Genomic DNA, 18487 nt, shown 5'->3' on the forward strand with positions numbered 1-18487 from the left:
TGTCGTAGGCAGCGTCATATGTGTATAAGAGAAAGCCTCACACATGAAGAAGGAACTGAACTGACTTTTGTCATAGCCGACCGAGTCACAGATGGCGTTACGGAGATCAAGGAATGTTGCGTCGGCGTCTATTTGAATTTCACGCTTGAAGTTGTCAACTTCGTCAGAGACTATACGGAAATTGAATATCATAGTATGGTTTTGTGTATTGTTTTTCTGATAAAATATTATTTTGACCATGACTCTTGAAAGAGGGGCATGAATCAGTACTGCGAAAGTAGTAACTTTTTTTTAAAACCAAAACACTTTCATGAAAAAATCTGCGAGTATCATTAAATGTGGCCCGTGGATACACCTGAATACGATTTCTGATCCCTGTCTTTTGAAGTGCAGAGTCCATTTTTATGCTTCGTTATCCAAAGGATTTTTCATTATCGCACCTAAAAATGTGTGTGACGGATGTATCTTTGCTGAAAAACAATTGAGACCCATAAAAACTATGAGAAAAACACTTGAATCGGCTACGAAAACCTTGACTCGCAATGCGAGAGGAACAAAGGATACATCAAAAGAATCAGCAAGCATGAGAAATCCGCAGAAGAAATCGTGGGACAAGCCGGTTTCGCAGTCATTCTATTCCAAGCTGGAAATCCGAGTAGGAGAAATCATCACTTCGTTGGGTTATGTGAAAGGGTGGCGCGACGAGTTCATGAAGTATATCGAGCGGTATTTACTAACGGGCGAATGTCCGCAACGTCGCTATTGTGAAGAGTTTGTAGTGGTCATCTTCTATTCGCTGAAAGGGGAGATTGATGCAGCAGTGGAGCGTTCGGCAGCTTGTCGCCGCCGTGCAGCCGAACGTCGTGCGCGTAAGGAAGATAAGAAGGTTGATAGCGTTGCGGATCAGAATAATAAAGAATCTTCTAAGGGGGATCAAGGTAGGGATATTCTACTCGCCGACTTACGGCAGGAAGATGTGGGGAGCATTACAAATAGCCGGATCGAAACTTGGCACAGGAGATACGGCAATAGGGCACGTGGATGACAGGATTGAATGGAAGAATTAATAGGACTGAATTAAGTTTGTCATGCTGTGCCGGAATCAGATTCCGGTTGCAGGGACTGTGCTTGAGCTGCCTTAATTCTACGGCGTAATTAGAGCTGATTATCACATTGCCTTAAATTTCTGCCAGCGCAAGCGCAGACCCTACAACAAGAACTTTATCCATTCTGACACAGCCATATACTGCAACCGGAATCTGTTACGGTTCTATAACGAAAAAAATCGGTTGGACTGACACGTTATTTCCAGTTCACATTTAGGTTACGGAGGAGGGTAGCTGACGCTCCGACAGATCCAGTGTGCTGTATGGCGAAGGAAGGAAATGCCGATGGAGCGACATTGGCTGTCAGAAAGACTTCCGATTTCACTTCCGGATTAGATGATGCCGCAGCCGGAGCTTCCGTACGAGCACTCGCTATCAGATGTCCGCCGGTAAGTTCGACAGAAATATGACACGGATTGCGGAAACAGTTGGTCGCTACGGATTCACTGACAGGTGTGACGTTTCCTTTGTCGTAGCGTACGAGGGTGAAGGTCACGGCCTTGTCATAATCAGGAGTGCGTTCGATACGGAGGGCATAGCCGGTTAGCGTGACGGGATCGAAACAAATGCAGATGTCCATATACTGGCCCGTGGCACTGCCGAAGCCCTGACCGGGTCCTTTGCACGGCTCGGCGATAAGTGAGAGCTGCATACCCTTGCAGTCCGGACGCATCGGAGTGTAGGAGAGGCGTGCTCCGCGCGCAGCCTGAACGAGACCTGTTCCGGTTGCTGCATCGGTGGCCTGACCATAATACCAGCTCCGGTTCTGATCCGGAGTCCAGTCGTGAAGTTTGGTATCCGCCGGCTTGTAGGTGTCGAAATTCCAGTAACCCGGACGTCCCGGCTCGCCTCTGCGGATAGGAATTTCGGCGAATGAAGTGGAAAGCGAGCGTTCCTTGCCCGGTGAGCTCTTTGACATTTTAGAAGTGATTATGTCGCTGAAACGGACTACTGAAGGGTCTCCGGCACGTGAATCATTATATTTAGGTGTCACGCTTACTGAAATGTAGCAGCCGTGGTCGGCACTTGAAAGCGGATAGATGTGGGCCGACTGACCGTTGCCTTGACGTACAGCCACAGAATCAGAGAGGTCGGGACGCGTCGAGCGGTACCATATTATATGACTGTCGTCAGTGCCGTCGCCGGTAAGAGTATAGCCGAGTTTAAGAGAGGTTTTGTCATGGAAGATCCCCGGAGGTGTAGCGAGCGCAGGCGCATCCTTCAGATATGGTGCGATCCTGACTGCCGTTGCACCGGTGAGACCTTCGGGAGTAGATGCAGTGACAAAACCATTGACTTCCTGAGGAAAATGGTTGGCAGAGGTGACAGTCGCTTTGCCTCCGGCTGCTTTTACAGTCATGGTGCTCGGTGCTGACCAGTTTATGCTTGTGACGGGATAAGCCACTTCATAGTCACCCCACAGTCGGAAGGATGGGGTGAGAAGCGTCGTATCGGATTGGGCGTCAAGCATCCTGTTGGAGCGTATGAGGCGCATTGCCACCGGGATTGATGTCAGACCGTCTGTGTTCTTGCGGATTTCGGGAAGCATGTCGAGCGGATCCCAGCCGTCGTTACCGCCAAGGAGATTGGGAGTGTTATAAACAGTCTTTCCATCTTTGGTGATTTTATAGGCATTGAGGAGGGGAGAGTCTGTGATATCTGTGCTGAGTTCCGGACGTTCGGCATCCACGGTCACCGGTTTGCCGTTGAGAATCACATTGCTCTGATAACATCTGACGGCCGAGGGGTCGCGTGTCCATTGTAGTTTCACCGGGTGGTCGGAAGTGAAACGGGTATCAATTAGCGTCACCATCCCCGGCATTTTTGTCAGGTACTGAGTGCCGTCAACCAGTGTGTGGATATCGCAGTTGAGAAACACTGCACCTGTTGAAGCGGTTGAATAGAAGGGTTTTCCGCTGAAGAAAGTGAAACGGCAGTCGAGATAGATGGCTGAACCGGTCAGCGCATCGTCTGTACACTCGAAATAGCAATCCTTGTAGAGTGAACGCCGTGCTCCAGTGAGGGGGCAGAGATTTAGACGGCTGATGAAACGGCAGTTTTCAGCAAACAACCGGTCTGTTTTGTCACAGATACCGAGTTGTGCCTGCACGATGGCATCGCGTCGGCGCGGACGGTTGAGCGACGGATCGCGGGGATATTCGAGATCAACGTTGCAGTAGTTTCCGTAGGTCATGTTGGCTGTGGTGAGACTCCGGCCGTGGAAATGGAGCATCGTATAATTACCGAGCGCGCCTTGAGTCTGACCGCGGTTGACGGCAAAGACCACATCTTCAGGATTAGTGGCGAGTCCGATGATGGACAAAGTGTCGCAACTGATCTCCGCTGCGTATGGGATACTTCCGGAATTGGCGGGATTGCGACGGACAGCAGGATCGTCTGGGTCATCAAGCCAATAGACGGAGGGTGCGACAAGCAGCGTCACGTTTTTCGACCCCGAACGGTTGATTGCTTCAAAAGCTTTCAGGGCATCGTTGAACACGTAGGGCGATGTGCTTGGGCCGGGCTGCAGGAGGAGGGTTTCGTGGCTGAGTCTGTATGTTGAGCCGTCAGCTGTGGTGACTGTGTTCGTCTGCGCATCGATGTTGAATGCGCCAGCGGCCATCGGGATAGCGGCGTAGGAGAGGATAGCTGAAAGAATGATTGGTTTTAACATGTCATTTAGATTCAGGGAATAGGAAGCAAGCTATAAAAATCAAAAATTCATAAACAACACATTGACCTTTAAGAATATGTCGTTTATGAATTTTTGAATTATTGTATTATTTATCCGTCGATAGGGGGCGGATCATAAGCGAAGGGTATCGTGATCAGACTTCGAGGTTGAGGTTGAACTCCTCATTCCAAGGCAGACCGTCCTTTGCAAGTTCTTCGAGGAAGGGATCGGGATCGAATTCCTCCACGTTGTTCACTCCGGGTTTAACCCACTTTCCTGTAAGGAACATCATGGCACCGACCATTGCGGGTACACCGGTGGTGTAACTTACGGCCTGCATTCCTGTCTCGCGGTAGGCTTCCTCATGCGAACAGTTGTTCCAGATATAGTAGGTGAGATGTTTGCCCTCTTTGTCAAGACCCTCGATGCGGCAGCCGATCGAAGTCTCGCCGTGGTAGTTCTCACCGAGATCCTGCGGGTTGGGGAGAACGGCTTTGAGGAACTGGAGGGGAACGATCTTCTGACCGTTGTATTCAACCTCGTCGATACGTGCCATGCCGATGTTCTGGATCACACGGAGATGTGTGAGATATTCCTGACCGAAAGTCATCCAGAAGCGTGCACGCTTGATCGAGGGATAGTTCTTCACAAGTGATTCAAGCTCTTCGTGATAGAGGAGGTAGCTCTCGCGCTCACCGATATTGGGATAGGTGAGGGTCTTGTGAATTTCGAGCGGACCGGTGGTCACCCACTTGCCGTCCTCGTAATAACGACCGTTCTGCGTGATCTCGCGGATGTTGATTTCGGGGTTGAAGTTGGTGGCGAATGCCTTACCGTGGTCACCTCCGTTGCAATCAACGATGTCGAGATACTGCATATCGGAGAAATAATGCTTGGCAGCGTAGGCTGTGAACACGCCTGACACTCCGGGGTCGAAACCGCAGCCGAGGATGGCCGTCAGGCCTGCGTCCTCGAAACGTTTCTTGTAGGCCCACTGCCATGAGTATTCGAAGTGAGCCACATCCTTAGGCTCGTAGTTGGCCGTATCGAGATAGTTGACACCACAGATGAGACAGGCATCCATGATGGTGAGATCCTGATAGGGAAGAGCCACATTGATGACGAGCGCGGGTTTGTGGCGGTTGAAGAGCTCGACGAGCTGGGGAACGCTGTCGGCGTCAACCACATCGGAACTGATGTTGGGCTTGCCGATAGCCTCTACGATAGCATCGCACTTCTTGCGTGTGCGTGATGCGATCACGATTTCGGTGAACACTTCGGGGTGCTGAGCACACTTGTGGGCCACAACGGTACCAACGCCGCCGGCTCCGATAATTACGACTTTTGCCATGTCCTGATTATCTTGATTGTTTCGGTTAAATGAAGTTTCAGATTTCCAGTTCGTCATCAGTCACGCTGATTTCCGAAAAGGCGTAGGAGATAGAGGAAGAGGTTGATAAAGTCGAGGTAGAGATTAAGAGCTCCGATGGTGGCGAGATGGCCGACATACGATGCAGGTGTCGTGAGAGCCATCTGCTTGATCTTCTGTGTATCCCAAGCGGTCAGGCCGATGAAGATCAGGACGCCGGCAAATGAGATGATCCAGTCAAGAGTGGAACTCTTTGTGAAGATGTTGACCACGGATGCGATGATGAGGCCGATGAGAGCATAGAAAAGGAAGTTGCCCCACTTGGTGAGATCCTTGGAGGTAAAATAGCCATAGACACTCATTGCGCCAAACGTGCCTGAGCAGATGAAGAATGTCTTGGCGATTGAAGTGGATGTATAGACAAGGAAGATCGGTGCGAGAGCCAGACCGTTGACAGCTGCGAATGCGTAGAACAACAGTGTGGCCGTCGCTGACGACATTTTGGTAAGACGCGCCGAGAGAGAGATGACGAGAACGATCTCAGCGATGAACAGACTCCAATAGAACCAGCTGTTGGTGGCCATGAAATTCATGTAGGCCATGGAGCTGGCACAGAAGAGCGATATGAAAGCCGTCACAAGAAGTCCGAGGAACATCTTGAAATATACTTGTTTCATCACGGCAGATGTGGTCTGATCTACCTGATATGATGAGGCACGATAGCTGTTGTAGTTGTCGCCTCCATTATAGTAGGGAGGTGGAGTTTGCTGATTGTAGTTCATATTCTTGGATGTTTTTTTGTTTGTAATTAATACCTATATATATTATGACACCCGGTCTGACAAAAAGTTTAATCAGGCCGTTGGTGTCAACATCCGTTTCCGTGGAGAAGAAGGCGATTCCTGAATGGTCTTACATTCGTTCAGGCACTTCAATGCCGAGCAGAGCCATACCGGTCTTCACCACACGTGCTGTCTGACGGCTGAGTTCGAGGCGGAATGAACGTACAGCCTCGTCGCTTTCCTTGAGGATTGAGCAGTCGTGGTAGAACTGATTGTAGCATTTCACGAGGTCATAGATATAGTTGGCTATGAGAGCCGGACTGTAGCTCTGACCCGCGGCCTGTACGGTAGCGGGGAAGTCGGCGAGAGCCTGCACGAGGGTGATTTCGCGTTCGCCGGGTGTCACGTGGGCATACGATCCGATCTTCATACCTTCTTCCTCAGCCTTGCGGAGTACGGAACAGATGCGGGCGTATGTGTATTGTATGAAAGGACCGGTGTTACCGTTGAAGTCAATTGATTCCTTTGGATTGAAAGTGATGTTCTTGCGCGGATCGACTTTCAGAAGGAAATATTTGAGTGCGCCGAGACCGACCATTTCAGATATGCGGGCCACTTCCTCGTCAGTGAGACCGTCGAGCTTGCCAAGTTCGGCTGAGACTGCGCGTGCGGTAGTCACCATGTCGTCCATAAGATCATCGGCATCGACGACCGTACCCTCACGTGACTTCATCTTGCCTTCGGGGAGCTCGACCATACCGTAGGAGAAGTGAACGAGATCCTTGCCCCACTTGAAACCAAGGCGGTCAAGGAGGATCGAGAGGACTTGGAAATGGTAGTTCTGTTCGTTACCCACCACATAGATCATCTTGTCGATAGGGAAGTCCTGAAAGCGGAGTTTGGCTGTACCGATGTCCTGAGTCATATAGACGGATGTGCCGTCGCTGCGGAGCAGAAGCTTATGGTCAAGCCCCTCGCCTGTAAGGTCAGCCCAAACGGAGCCATCCTCCTTGCGATACATCTTTCCGGCCTCAAGTCCTTCAAGCACCTTGTCCTTGCCTTCGAGATATGTCTCGCTCTCGTAGTAGATTTTGTCGAAATCCACTCCCATGCGCTTGTAGGTCTCATCGAATCCGGCATATACCCATGAGTTCATCATTTCCCAGAGAGCACGGATCTCAGGATCTTTCTGCTCCCATTTCACGAGCATCGCGCGTGCTTCCTTCATGAGAGGGGAGGCTGCTTCGGCCTCTTCCTTTGTCATTCCCTGCTCTTCAAGGGCTTTGACCTCAGCCTTGTAGTGCTTGTCAAAGAGGACATAGAAGTCACCGATAAGGTGGTCGCCCTTCTTGCCCGATGATTCGGGAGTGACACCGTCGCCCCATTTCTGCCATGCCAGCATGGATTTGCAGATGTGGATACCTCGGTCATTGACAATATTGGTCTTCACGACGCGGTTGCCGCATGCTTTGAGAATCTCCGAGAGGCTGAATCCGAGGAGGTTGTTACGGATGTGGCCGAGATGGAGGGGCTTATTGGTGTTGGGCGATGAATATTCGACCATTACGAGAGGTGAATTTTCATCGGCAGCCTTGATTCCATAGCCGGGAGTCTCGGCGATATGGGTAAGTACTGAATTCCAGAATCGTGGAGCTATGGTGATGTTGAGGAAGCCTTTGACGACATTGAACTTCTCAACCGCTTCTTCGTTAGCTTCAAGCCATGAGCCGATTTCCTGACCGACAGCGTCGGGGGCTTTACGCGCCGCCTTTACCCACGGGAACACCACTACAGTGAGATTTCCCTCAAATTCCTTACGGGTGGCCTGCGGAACAATGTTCTCGGCAGGAGTATCGATGCCATAGAGGTCCTTGACGGCCTTTGAAACGGCTTGGGCGATGATGCAATCAATAGACATTTTTACTGTTGCGAATTTTGATTTTTAACGATTTAAAAAACTATTCCTGATGATTATAGGAGATGTAATGGGATCAGGATGTTTCCTCCTTCACCTATAATTCACAAAATTACAATAAAAATGTGAATTACAGAAATCTTTATCGCCGGCTCGTGAAAAAATATTGTTGTCAGGGTGGTTCACCTTGGCTGTTAAGCCAAAGAACTGATCTAAACTTATTAAGGAAAGTTAAAACATTCGCAGAATAAATGGTAAAATAAACCGGGAATCTTGATTTGTAATAAGTTTAGGTCAGTTCAAAGCGGGGGCGGTCAGCCCTTGTCCCATAGGGTGCCGCGTTTGGGATATTTCGATCCCATCAGGAGCAGACGCAGGGCGGTGTTGTAGCTGAAATAGGCCCAGATCCAGTTGATGAGCACACTCAGTTTACTACGCATTCCGAGCAGTGAGATCAGATGTATAAACATCCATGCCATCCATGCTAGAAATCCGCTCAGATGGATTCGGTTGATGTCAGCTACAGCTCGATTGCGGCCGATTGTGGCCATAGAGCCTTTGTCCTTGTAGGAGAAAGGTTTGTCCCAGCGGTCACGGTTGAAGTTATCGGCAAGGAATTTGCCCTGCTGTATGGCCACCTGTGCGAGCTGCGGGAGTCCACGCGGATATTTCTCGGATGTCAGCAGATTGACGTCGCCTATGGCGAAAATATCATTCAGACCATCGACACGGCAATAATCATCTGTCTGGAAGCGGCCTCCGCGGCCGGGTTTGTAGTCAGTACCTGTGAATTCGATTGGAGTTCCTGTTACTCCTGCCGTCCAGATGACCATTTCGCTGTAGAGAGTGGAGCCGTCGTCAAGCGTCACGACATTGTCCTTGTATGTCTTCATCAGACGTCCGAGTCTCACATTGACCATCAGTTGCTTGAGATCACGCAGTGCTGTTTCCGAAGCCTGCGGACTCATCGCTCCGAGTACACGGTCTGTACCCTCGACAATAGTTATACTGAGGTCATCGACAGGTATTTCAGGATAATCACGTTTGAGTATGTAGCGTTTGAGCTCGCCGATTGCACCTGCGATCTCTACTCCGGCAGGGCCACCGCCGATTACGACAAAGCTAAGCATACGCCGACGTTTTTCTTCGTCCGGCTCTACGGCTGCACGTTCGCAGCGGAAAAGGATTTCGTTGCGGATACGGATAGCCTCGTCCGTCGATTTCAGTGTATAGACTTCGTCGATCAGGTCAGGGTTGCCGAAAAAGTTGTTGGTTGTGCCGACAGCGATGACAAGTTTATCGTAGGGAATACTCTCGTAATTTGTTACGACGCATTTGTTGACTACATCAACGCTCCTGACTTCACCTATATGGAAACTGATCCCGCGGCCACTACGTTTGCTAAGCTCCCGACGCAGGGGGAAGCAGATGCTTGTCGGGTCAAGCTCGGAAGAGGCGACCTGATAGAAAAGAGGCGGGAAGGTGTGGTAATTGTGTTTATCGACAAGGGCTACGTCATATTTCTTCTTGTCAAGTTTTTTGACAAGATTCAGGCCGGCGAAACCACCGCCGAGCACTACTATTTTGGGCTTTACTGACATAAGCAGAAGGAACGATATGATTTAGTTGAAATTAATGAGAAATTTCCGTATGTGTATGTACGGGAAATCCTGCACAACATACGGTACATTCATTAATAACAACGTTTCGTCGTTCCTTATGGTTTTGTCAAATGATGGTGTGACCCTCGCATGTGAGCACGCGTCCGGGGAACTGCTCCACAAGGGCAAGGTTATGGGTAGCCATGATGACCGTCGTGCCATTGCGTGCGATGGAGTGAAGACGGCTGACAATAGCTTCGCCTGTGGCAGGGTCAAGATTACCTGTAGGCTCGTCGGCAAGAATGATGCGCGGATGGTTGAGAAGCGCGCGTGCTATCACGATGCGCTGCTGCTCACCGCCTGAGAGTTCGTGAGGATTCTTGTAGCTCTTATTGCTCATACGCACCTCTTTAAGCACTTCTTCGATGCGTTTTTCGATCTCCTCTTTGTCACGCCAGCCGGTAGCTTCAAGCACGAAGCGGAGATTGGCGTATGCGCTGCGGTCAGTCAGAAGCTGAAAGTCCTGAAACACTATGCCTATCTCTCGGCGGAGATAGGGGATCTCGCGCAGGCGGATTGTTGTGAGATCATAGTCAAGAACCCTCGCCTCGCCCGAAGCGATGGGTATGTCGGCATAGATTGATTTCAGGAGGCTGGACTTTCCGCTTCCGACCTTACCTATGAGATAGACAAATTCGCCCTCCTCTACGGAGAGGTTGACATGTTTCAGTGCTATCAGGTCCTGACGGTGAAGTTCAACGTCCTTGTAATCTATTACCTTGCCCATGCTTTCGAGTCGTGGTGTTGGGGGGAGATTCTTGTTTATGGTTTTGGTTGCGATTTGATTTTGACACGGCATCCGGTGTCACATCAGTTGCCCATCTCCGAAAGGAACTTGATGCGCATGAGGCGTATCTCATCCTCGGTAAAGTCCTCACCGAGTTCGCGGTAGGCTTCGTTGAGATCGTCGGTCTGACATTCCTTGAAGAAGTCAAAGATTTCGTCCTGCGAATCCTCGTCGATGATCTCGTTGATGTAATAGTTGATGTTGATTTTCGTTCCCGAATAGACTATAGCCTCGATGTCGTCGATAAGTTCGCAGAAATCAAGACCCTTGGCCTTTGCGATCTCAGGCAGAGGGATCTTACGGTCAACAGCCTGAATGATAAAGTATTTTGTGGAGTTACGGCTGGGGACACTGCGGACACGGAAATCTTCCGGGCGGTCGATCTCATTGTCCTCGACGTGGCGTTTGATTACCTTTACAAACTCTTCGCCGTAACGTTTCGCCTTTCCTGCACCCACACCGGGAATGTTCTGAAGTTCCTCGATGGAGATAGGATAGGTGGTGGCCATCGCTTCAAGCGACGGATCTTGGAATATGACGTAAGGAGGGAGGCCGAGTTTCTTGGCTATCTTCTTGCGGAGATCTTTGAGAATGCTGAAAAGTTCATCGTCAGCCGCGCATGAACCTGTGCTCTTCATCATTTCGGGTTCAGGCTCTTCGCTGAAATCCGAGTCGGCCATGACCTTGAACGATTCCGGTTTCGATAGGAATTTTTTTCCTTTGGATGTGATTTTAAGGAGTCCGTAGTTTTCGATGTCTTTCTCAAGGTATCCTGCGAGGATTGCCTGACGGATCACTGCACTGATGATGCGCTCGTCGGCACCCTGTTCGCAGCCGAACACTTCGAGCTGATCATGTTCGTAGGATTTGACATCTGAGGTAGCTCGGCCGAGCAATACATCGGTAACATGATCGGCCTTGAATTTTTCTTTAAGTGCGATGACAGTTTCAAGTACCGCACACAAAACATCTTTAGCTTCCACTTTTTTCTTTGGATTTATACAGTTGTCACAGTTCTGGCAGTTGTCCGTGAGATACTCTTCTCCGAAATAGAACAGGAGTGAGCGTCGGCGGCAACTGCTTGCCTCGGCATAGCTTTGGGTCTCTATGAGTAACTGGCGGCCTATTTCCTGCTCGGCAAGCGGTTTGCCTTGCATGAATTTCTCCATTTTCTGGAGATCCTTGGCGGCATAGAAGGTGATACACTGGCCTTCGCCACCGTCGCGTCCGGCCCGTCCGGTCTCCTGATAGTAACCTTCAAGCGACTTCGGCATATCGTAATGTATAACAAATCTCACGTCTGGTTTATCGATACCCATGCCGAAGGCTATGGTAGCGACTATGACATCGACTTTCTCCATCAGGAACGCGTCTTGATTGGCCGTGCGGGTCGCACCGTCCATGCCGGCGTGGTAGGGAAGAGCCTTAATGTCGTTGACAACGAGCATTTCAGCCAGTTCCTCAACTTTTTTACGGCTTAGGCAATAGATGATACCTGACTTACCTGAGTTGTTCTTGATGTATTTGATTATGTCCTTGTCGATGTTGAGTGTCTTGGGACGCACCTCATAGAAGAGATTCTCGCGGTTGAACGATGATTTGAACACCTTGGCATTGGTCATGCCGAGGTTCTTCTGTATGTCATGCTGGACCTTGGGAGTAGCCGTCGCTGTAAGGGCGATCATCGGACGGACGCTGATCTCGTTGATGATCGGGCGTATGCGGCGGTATTCAGGTCTGAAGTCATGACCCCACTCGGAGATGCAGTGGGCCTCATCGACAGCATAGAATGAGATGGATATCGTCTTTAGAAACTCTATGTTTTCATCCTTCGTCAGCGATTCCGGTGCGACATAAAGCAGCTTTGTGCGTCCGGCTGAGATGTCGGACTTGACCTGATCGATGGCTGCGCGGTTGAGCGAGGAGTTCAGGAAGTGGGCCACATGGTCCGCTTCGCTGAAATGACGCATCGCATCCACCTGATTTTTCATCAGTGCGATGAGCGGGGAGATTACTATTGCCGTCCCGTCCATCATCAGGGCGGGAAGCTGGTAGCAGAGAGATTTTCCCCCTCCCGTGGGCATGAGCACGAATACATCGTTGCCTTCAAGGAGGCTGGTCATTATGGCTTCCTGATTGCCTTTGAATGATTCAAAGCCAAAGTGCTCTTTAAGTGCTGCGTGGAGTCGTTGATTCATGGGATGTGTTCAGGTTGGTGGAGGAGATTGAAATGTGAGATTGGGGTGTGGAGAGATGGATTGCCGGCGGGAGACCGATCCGCTCAGCCTATGTAGGCTTTGCGGATTTTCTCCTCGGCAAAGGCGCGGTCGATGACCAGTTCCTTTATGTCGGTTGACGGGGTCTCATACATAGGATCCATCATGATTGTCTCGACGATCGTGCGCAGCCCTCGCGCGCCAAGCTTGTATTCGATAGCCTTATCGACAATGAATTCAAGCGTTTCCGGAGTGAACACGAGCTTCACGCCGTCCATGGCAAACAGTTTCTCATACTGTTTTGTGATAGCGTTTTTCGGCTCGGTGAGCACTCGGAGAAGTGCCTCGCGGTCAAGCGGATCAAGATGGACAAGCACCGGCAGACGGCCTATGATCTCAGGAATGAGTCCGAATGACTTGAGATCCTGCGGGGCTATGTATTTGAGATAGTTGTCCGAATCGACTTTTGAACGCACGGATGAGCCGGTAAAGCCTACGACATGGGTGTTGAGGCGGTGGGCAATCTTGCGCTCTATGCCGTCAAAAGCTCCTCCGCAGATGAAGAGGATGTTTTTAGTATCGACGGCGATCATTTTTTGTTCGGGATGCTTGCGGCCACCGTTCGGCGGAACGTTGACCACTGAACCTTCGAGAAGTTTGAGCAGACCCTGCTGCACACCTTCGCCGGACACATCGCGTGTGATGGACGGGTTGTCGCCCTTGCGTGCGATCTTGTCGATCTCATCGATGAACACAATGCCGCGTTCGGCTTTCGCCACATCATAGTCCGCGGCCTGAAGCAGACGGACGAGAAGACTTTCAATGTCCTCACCGACGTAGCCAGCCTCTGTCAGCACAGTGGCATCGACTATGGCGAAGGGGACGTCGAGCTGTCGGGCGATTGTCTTTGCGAGAAGGGTTTTTCCCGTACCCGTCGGTCCGACCATGATGATGTTGCTCTTTTCGATATCGACGTCATCCTTGTCCTGTGCCAGACGTTTGTAGTGGTTATAGACCGCTACCGAAAGATATTTCTTGGCATCTTCCTGTCCGATGACGTACTGGTCAAGGAACTCGCGTATCTCGACCGGGGTGGGGAGCTGCTTCTGCTCAGAAGCCTCTTTTTCGTTAGAGTTGGCTGATCGCTTGCCCTTGGCTGCGGGGCGGAGTGAGGGATTGTCGTTGTAATAATCCTTCAGCAGCCCTTCTATCTGATCGACACACTCGTTGCAGATGTATGTGTCACCGAGCGGACTCGGTACGAGTATGTCGGTATAGGAAGGTTCCTTACCGCAGAATGAGCATTTGATTTCTTGATTCGAATTGGATTTTTTTGCCATTTCGTGTCTTGAAGGTTCTGGGGGTTTATGACGGGTCAGGCTATTGATGCCAGACGTGTCATGTCCTTGAAAAGGACGGGCGTTCAGAGCTTGCAATTGAACAATGCTTTCTGCCCGTCCTCTCTATGACGTATGTGTAATTATTTCTTTTCGGGGAGGAGTACGCGGTCGATCATGCCATATTCCTTGGCCTCGTCGGCTGTCATCCAGTAGTCGCGGTCAGCGTCAGCTTCGATGCGGTCAAGCGACATTCCGGAGTGATCGGCAATGATCTTGTAAAGCTCAGCCTTGTATTTGAGGATCTCGCGGGCTGTGATCTCGATGTCGGAAGCCTGACCCTGCACGCCACCGAGTGGCTGGTGGATCATGACGCGTGAGTGGGGGAGAGCCATGCGCTTGCCCTGTGCGCCTGCAACGAGGAGCACTGCTGCCATTGAGGCGGCCATGCCGATACAGATGGTGGAAACGTCGCTCTTGATGTGCTGCATCGTGTCATAGAGGCCGAGACCTGCAATGACAGATCCACCGGGTGAGTTGAGATAGATGGAGATGTCCTTACCGGGATCGACCGAGTCGAGGTAGAGAAGCTGACCTTGAACGACGGTGGCGGTGTAGTCGTTGACATCAGTGCTGAGGAAGATGATGCGGTCCATCATCAGGCGTGAGAACACATCCATCTGAGCTACGTTGAGCTGACGCTCCTCGATGATGGTAGGAGAGATGTAGGATGATGTGATCTGCTGTGCCGATGCGGCAGTGTATTGGTCGAGTGCGAGGCCATTCATTCCGAGATGGTGCACTGCAAAATTTCTAAAATCTTTATTCATATATGTGTTTATCTTGTTTTGCCTAAATTCGTAATGTAAAGTTACAAAAAAATCTTATTCGGACAAAAAAATAATTGTAAATCTACACTACTCTTGGATTTTGCGATAAGTTATGGCGTGATGCTTTATATTAAAAAGTCTGTATGCCGGGTCAGATAAAAAACAGACAGGATAGTTGCCGGGATGCAACTACCCTGTCTGTAATGTAGGTAGGGGCAAGAGACGGATGCCCCCGGAAAGTTTTATGATATATTATCGGATGATAACTTTTGATGTTTCAGAGCCCTTGCGGCAAATATATATGCCGGGAGTGAGGTCGCCATAAACGCGGATGCCCTGCAGATTGTAATATTCTGCCTCGGCGGATTCATCAACGACGGGAGCTGTCAGGCCGGAATTGTCCTCTTCAACGTTTACATAATCTGAATAGGTGTAACGGGTTGAGGGAACGAGTTCGCCTGATTGTCCGCCTGTCAGTGTGGAGGTATAGTAGGTGACGGCCGTGAGGGGATAGCCGATTTCGTCATCGTATGTAACCTCCATCTTGCTTTCATCTACCTCGGTTTCGTCCTCATAGGAGGGATTGGCGTACTTGTAGATGGTAGTGCGTTTGTTGGAGAGGTTGAAACCAAAGGCATTCGCACGATTCTCTTCGGTGCGCTGGCGGGTATATTCAATGAAGTATTTGTTGGTATCCTCATCGAATTCGTATTCAGCTTCAAAAGAGGTGCAGTCGTAGCTATACTGCTCGTCGAAGTCTTCATTGGCAGCGAATTTTTCAATACACTTGAAATCGATCTCAAGCGCGACATCGTCGCCGACCATGAGCTTGCTGTGATAGCTGTCGCCATCGTAAGTGGCTGTGAATTTGCCCGGTACAGGATAGTTGTCTTCATCCGTAATCGTGGCCGAAGCGATACGGTTGTTGGAGAAATACATATCGCCGTTGGGGTCGTCAAATTCGTAAGTCGTGATCTGTCCGTCGGTAGTGTTCCATACGATGTCCGAGATAGTGATGTACACCTCATCATCTTCTACTTCCGAGATCTTGACTGCCTTCTTGTCTGCACCGTACTCTATGATCAGGGCATCATAGTAACTTTTATTGACTCCGTCTTCGTAGTATTCCTGAAGTTTCGTTATGTTACCGTCAGAGTTGCGTGTGATTTCAACTCCAGACACACCGCCGCCATAAGATTCTCCTGTCCAAGGGTCGTAGGATTGAGAAGCCTCCTTGATGACAAGGCCTTTCACCACTGTGTCGTAGGTGTATTCATTGACGGATGATAATTTATTTTCTCCATCTATGATGTAGAAAGTTTCGACCTTTACCGGATAGCCTGCCTCATTATAGGTGTATTTGGTTACTCGGTCTCCTTCCGTTTGGGTTAATATCTGTCCCGCCTTGTTGTAGGTGAATTTTGTTGTGTAGGGGTCGCTCCACAAATTTTCGTAAGAGTTGTAGTTCTCAGCGGTAACGGTTTGGGGATGATAAAGGCGTGCAACGGCCTCCGCGCTCATCGCTGCGGCTTTCTGATTGGCTGCGGCTAAAACCTGACGAACTTTTGAAGCCTGACGGCTATTTGCCGAATTTGCTGCTGCAGGCATAAATAAAGCACCTGCGGCGATTCCAAAAAAGAGTAAAGATTTCTGCATAAAGAATGTTATTAAAAAATGTATTACAAAGATATGGTGTTTAATGCTAATTACCCCCCCCGAAAGTTAATATTTGTTAATATAAAAAGCAACGTTTATTCAGGTGGTTATGATGTCGGGTTGGGGCTCGGCCAATAGCTGAGGGGGAGAGCCGCTGTTCAATATGTCTTCTAAGGTTGTAAATGTTCGAAAAAGTGCCAGATAGCTATTCCTCCAGATACAGAGACGTTAAGTGAGTGTTTGGTCCCGCGCTGGGGGATTTCGAGGCAGATGTCGCACTGGTTGACCACCTCCTGTGCTACTCCTTCCACTTCGTGTCCGAGTATGAGAGCGTAGCGTCGGCCCTGCTGTGGCATAAATTCCTGAAGTTCGATGCTCCCTTTGACCTGCTCAAGGCAACAGAGGGTGTAGCCGTCGCGCTGGAGACAGTCGATGCAGTCTCCGGTTGTCGGGTAATACTCCCACTTCACCGAATCCTCCGCTCCGAGAGCGGTCTTATGTATTTCCGGTGACGGCGGACAGGCACTTATACCGCAGAGTATCAGACGTTCGACGGCGAAGGCATCGCATGTGCGGAATATAGCTCCGATGTTGTTGAGGCTACGGACATTGTCGAGCACAACCGTCAGTGACATCTTAGGTTGGCGTTTGAAATGTTCGATATCTGTGCGGTGGAGGTCTCTTATGGTCTTTTTTTCCATCTGTCTAAAGTCTGGTTTTACTTTTGCGACTGGTCTCTGAGAGCAAAGTTAGCAAAATTTCCGAGAAATACCATGATTAATCGGCATAAAAAACACCGCAGGGGAGCGAGCGGAATTGTGCTCGCTCCCCTGCGGGATTAGTGTCTTTTTTGCCGCTCACCGGATATGGAGATCCGGATTCCTTAGTATAAGGGAAATGAGCGTTGTGGAGGCTAATTATGCCTCGGCGGGCTGAACGTTGATGAACTTACGGCCTTCTTTGCCTTCAGTGAACACAACAACACCGTCGATGAGGGCGAAGAGAGTGTGGTCCTTGCCCATGCCAACGTTGAGACCGGGATGGTGAACGGTGCCACGCTGACGCTTGATGATGTTGCCTGCCTTGCAGTACTGACCACCGAAAATCTTCACACCGAGTCGTTTGCTTTCTGACTCACGGCCGTTCTTAGAACTACCAACACCTTTTTTATGTGCCATTTCTTTTAACGATTTTAGGGGGTTAAGCTACAACTTCTTTGATTAACACTTTGGTGAAGTACTGACGGTGACCGTTCTTACGACGATAGCCTTTACGGCGTTTCTTCTTGAATACGATTACCTTTTCGCCCTTTACAAGGGGAGTGAGGACCTCACATACAACCTTTGCGCCTTCCACTGTGGGTGCGCCAACTTTAACTGTTTCGTCGGACTGAGCGAGGAGAACGCGGTCGAATTCAACCTTGTCGCCTTCTTTGACAGCTTCGCCGAGATAGTGAACATACAGGAACTTTTCAGGCTCTGCCTTGAACTGCTGTCCCTGAATTTCTACGATAGCGTACATTTGTTATTAATTGGTTTTCAGGTTATTCCGTCGGGCGAGAGTTTGGAATGCGTATCCTCACAACTGCTTTTCGAAGCCCGGTGCGGCTAAATCGGATGCAAAGTTAGTGATTTCCGCCTGATTTTCATAATATTTCCGTGTTAATTTTTATGATTGTGGAAATATTTTTTGAGCGACGGTGGGGTAAAAAAGATTTGAGGTGAGATCCGTTTGAAGAATCTCACCTCAGATTGCCTGATTTAGTCGGGGTGACTAGACTCGAACTAGCGACCTCACGCCCCCCAGACGCGTACTCTAACCAACTGAGCTACACCCCGATTAGGCTTTTTGTGATGCTTTGTTTTTCAAAAGCGATGCAAAGGTAGGGAGTTTTTTTGAAACTGCCAAAACTTTTGGCGATTATTTTATGAGAAATTTATTGGATTTTGCATTTGTGTCACTGTGTCAGGGCGTTGCGTTATGCGAGTAGGTGCGGGATTATTTATGATGCTAAATGTCGGATAAGTCAGAGGGCACAACTTTAAAAGTTGTGCCCTCTTTGAACCTAAACAGTCGGGGTGACTAGACTCGAACTAGCGACCTCACGCCCCCCAGACGCGTACTCTAACCAACTGAGCTACACCCCGATTAGGC

The 18487-nt window shown here is 49.8% G+C and carries 14 protein-coding genes, 2 tRNA genes and 1 pseudogene; 1 reads left to right on the top strand and 16 read right to left on the bottom strand.

Features of this window, described 5'->3' with window-relative positions:
- A pseudogene (locus K2G41_RS00775) lies at positions 1–192 on the bottom strand (hypothetical protein); the annotation flags it as partial.
- A gap of 118 nt (positions 193–310) precedes the next feature.
- Here K2G41_RS00775 and K2G41_RS00780 point away from each other — a divergent pair.
- Positions 311–1045 (top strand): hypothetical protein, encoded by a 735-nt coding sequence (locus K2G41_RS00780; protein ID WP_300113027.1) that lies wholly within the window; start codon positions 311–313, stop codon positions 1043–1045.
- 257 nt (positions 1046–1302) lie between these two features.
- Here K2G41_RS00780 and K2G41_RS00785 read toward each other — a convergent pair whose 3' ends face one another.
- The 15 genes from K2G41_RS00785 to K2G41_RS00855 form a co-directional block, all read right to left on the bottom strand.
- Positions 1303–3780, bottom strand: coding sequence for a hypothetical protein (locus tag K2G41_RS00785; protein ID WP_300113030.1), 2478 nt, complete (start codon positions 3778–3780; stop codon positions 1303–1305).
- A 154-nt stretch (positions 3781–3934) separates the two neighbouring features.
- On the bottom strand, positions 3935–5131 hold the full coding sequence (locus K2G41_RS00790; RefSeq protein WP_300113033.1) for a saccharopine dehydrogenase family protein: 1197 nt from the start codon (positions 5129–5131) through the stop codon (positions 3935–3937).
- Between the two features lie 56 nt (positions 5132–5187).
- Positions 5188–5931 carry a Bax inhibitor-1/YccA family protein gene (locus tag K2G41_RS00795; protein ID WP_300113036.1) on the bottom strand — a complete coding sequence of 248 codons (744 nt, stop codon included), beginning with the start codon at positions 5929–5931 and terminating at the stop codon, positions 5188–5190.
- 130 nt (positions 5932–6061) lie between these two features.
- Positions 6062–7849 carry an arginine--tRNA ligase gene (gene argS, locus K2G41_RS00800; RefSeq protein WP_300113039.1) on the bottom strand — a complete coding sequence of 596 codons (1788 nt, stop codon included), beginning with the start codon at positions 7847–7849 and terminating at the stop codon, positions 6062–6064.
- 311 nt (positions 7850–8160) lie between these two features.
- Positions 8161–9447 carry an NAD(P)/FAD-dependent oxidoreductase gene (locus K2G41_RS00805; RefSeq protein WP_300113042.1) on the bottom strand — a complete coding sequence of 429 codons (1287 nt, stop codon included), beginning with the start codon at positions 9445–9447 and terminating at the stop codon, positions 8161–8163.
- Positions 9448–9574: 127 nt separating this feature from the next.
- Positions 9575–10234 carry an ATP-binding cassette domain-containing protein gene (locus tag K2G41_RS00810; RefSeq protein WP_300113045.1) on the bottom strand — a complete coding sequence of 220 codons (660 nt, stop codon included), beginning with the start codon at positions 10232–10234 and terminating at the stop codon, positions 9575–9577.
- 83 nt (positions 10235–10317) lie between these two features.
- Positions 10318–12492 carry a DNA helicase RecQ gene (gene recQ / locus K2G41_RS00815; RefSeq protein WP_300113048.1) on the bottom strand — a complete coding sequence of 725 codons (2175 nt, stop codon included), beginning with the start codon at positions 12490–12492 and terminating at the stop codon, positions 10318–10320.
- An 83-nt stretch (positions 12493–12575) separates the two neighbouring features.
- Positions 12576–13850 carry an ATP-dependent Clp protease ATP-binding subunit ClpX gene (clpX, locus tag K2G41_RS00820; protein ID WP_300113051.1) on the bottom strand — a complete coding sequence of 425 codons (1275 nt, stop codon included), beginning with the start codon at positions 13848–13850 and terminating at the stop codon, positions 12576–12578.
- Positions 13851–13990: 140 nt separating this feature from the next.
- Positions 13991–14677, bottom strand: coding sequence for an ATP-dependent Clp endopeptidase proteolytic subunit ClpP (gene clpP, locus K2G41_RS00825; protein WP_300113054.1), 687 nt, complete (start codon positions 14675–14677; stop codon positions 13991–13993).
- A 252-nt stretch (positions 14678–14929) separates the two neighbouring features.
- Positions 14930–16285, bottom strand: a complete 1356-nt coding sequence (locus K2G41_RS00830) for a hypothetical protein (RefSeq protein ID WP_300113057.1) — start codon at positions 16283–16285, stop codon at positions 14930–14932.
- A 218-nt stretch (positions 16286–16503) separates the two neighbouring features.
- Positions 16504–17034, bottom strand: coding sequence for an RNA methyltransferase (locus K2G41_RS00835; RefSeq protein ID WP_300113059.1), 531 nt, complete (start codon positions 17032–17034; stop codon positions 16504–16506).
- A 216-nt stretch (positions 17035–17250) separates the two neighbouring features.
- Positions 17251–17511, bottom strand: coding sequence for a 50S ribosomal protein L27 (gene rpmA / locus K2G41_RS00840; protein ID WP_297069065.1), 261 nt, complete (start codon positions 17509–17511; stop codon positions 17251–17253).
- Between the two features lie 22 nt (positions 17512–17533).
- Entirely contained in the window at positions 17534–17854 is a 321-nt protein-coding gene (gene rplU / locus K2G41_RS00845) for a 50S ribosomal protein L21 (protein ID WP_300113061.1), read from the bottom strand.
- A gap of 243 nt (positions 17855–18097) precedes the next feature.
- Positions 18098–18171 (bottom strand) — tRNA-Pro (locus K2G41_RS00850).
- Positions 18172–18406: 235 nt separating this feature from the next.
- Positions 18407–18480, bottom strand: a tRNA-Pro gene (locus K2G41_RS00855).
- Positions 18481–18487: the final 7 nt, after the last annotated feature.

The sequence above is a fragment of the Duncaniella sp. genome, assembly GCF_029056165.1.
Classification (GTDB): domain Bacteria; phylum Bacteroidota; class Bacteroidia; order Bacteroidales; family Muribaculaceae; genus Duncaniella.

What these genes read in the sequence shown, in the direction of transcription:
- argS (WP_300113039.1), bottom strand. Translation starts at nt 7,849, where the DNA reads ATGTCTATTGATTGCATCATCGCCCAAGCCGTTTCAAAGGCCGTCAAG.
- recQ (WP_300113048.1), bottom strand. Translation starts at nt 12,492, where the DNA reads ATGAATCAACGACTCCACGCAGCACTTAAAGAGCACTTTGGCTTTGAA.
- K2G41_RS00780 (WP_300113027.1), top strand. Translation starts at nt 311, where the DNA reads ATGAAAAAATCTGCGAGTATCATTAAATGTGGCCCGTGGATACACCTG.
- K2G41_RS00785 (WP_300113030.1), bottom strand. Translation starts at nt 3,780, where the DNA reads ATGTTAAAACCAATCATTCTTTCAGCTATCCTCTCCTACGCCGCTATC.
- K2G41_RS00790 (WP_300113033.1), bottom strand. Translation starts at nt 5,131, where the DNA reads ATGGCAAAAGTCGTAATTATCGGAGCCGGCGGCGTTGGTACCGTTGTG.
- clpP (WP_300113054.1), bottom strand. Translation starts at nt 14,677, where the DNA reads ATGAATAAAGATTTTAGAAATTTTGCAGTGCACCATCTCGGAATGAAT.
- rplU (WP_300113061.1), bottom strand. Translation starts at nt 17,854, where the DNA reads ATGTACGCTATCGTAGAAATTCAGGGACAGCAGTTCAAGGCAGAGCCT.
- K2G41_RS00810 (WP_300113045.1), bottom strand. Translation starts at nt 10,234, where the DNA reads ATGGGCAAGGTAATAGATTACAAGGACGTTGAACTTCACCGTCAGGAC.
- K2G41_RS00805 (WP_300113042.1), bottom strand. Translation starts at nt 9,447, where the DNA reads ATGTCAGTAAAGCCCAAAATAGTAGTGCTCGGCGGTGGTTTCGCCGGC.
- K2G41_RS00830 (WP_300113057.1), bottom strand. Translation starts at nt 16,285, where the DNA reads ATGCCTGCAGCAGCAAATTCGGCAAATAGCCGTCAGGCTTCAAAAGTT.
- rpmA (WP_297069065.1), bottom strand. Translation starts at nt 17,511, where the DNA reads ATGGCACATAAAAAAGGTGTTGGTAGTTCTAAGAACGGCCGTGAGTCA.
- K2G41_RS00835 (WP_300113059.1), bottom strand. Translation starts at nt 17,034, where the DNA reads ATGGAAAAAAAGACCATAAGAGACCTCCACCGCACAGATATCGAACAT.
- K2G41_RS00795 (WP_300113036.1), bottom strand. Translation starts at nt 5,931, where the DNA reads ATGAACTACAATCAGCAAACTCCACCTCCCTACTATAATGGAGGCGAC.
- clpX (WP_300113051.1), bottom strand. Translation starts at nt 13,850, where the DNA reads ATGGCAAAAAAATCCAATTCGAATCAAGAAATCAAATGCTCATTCTGC.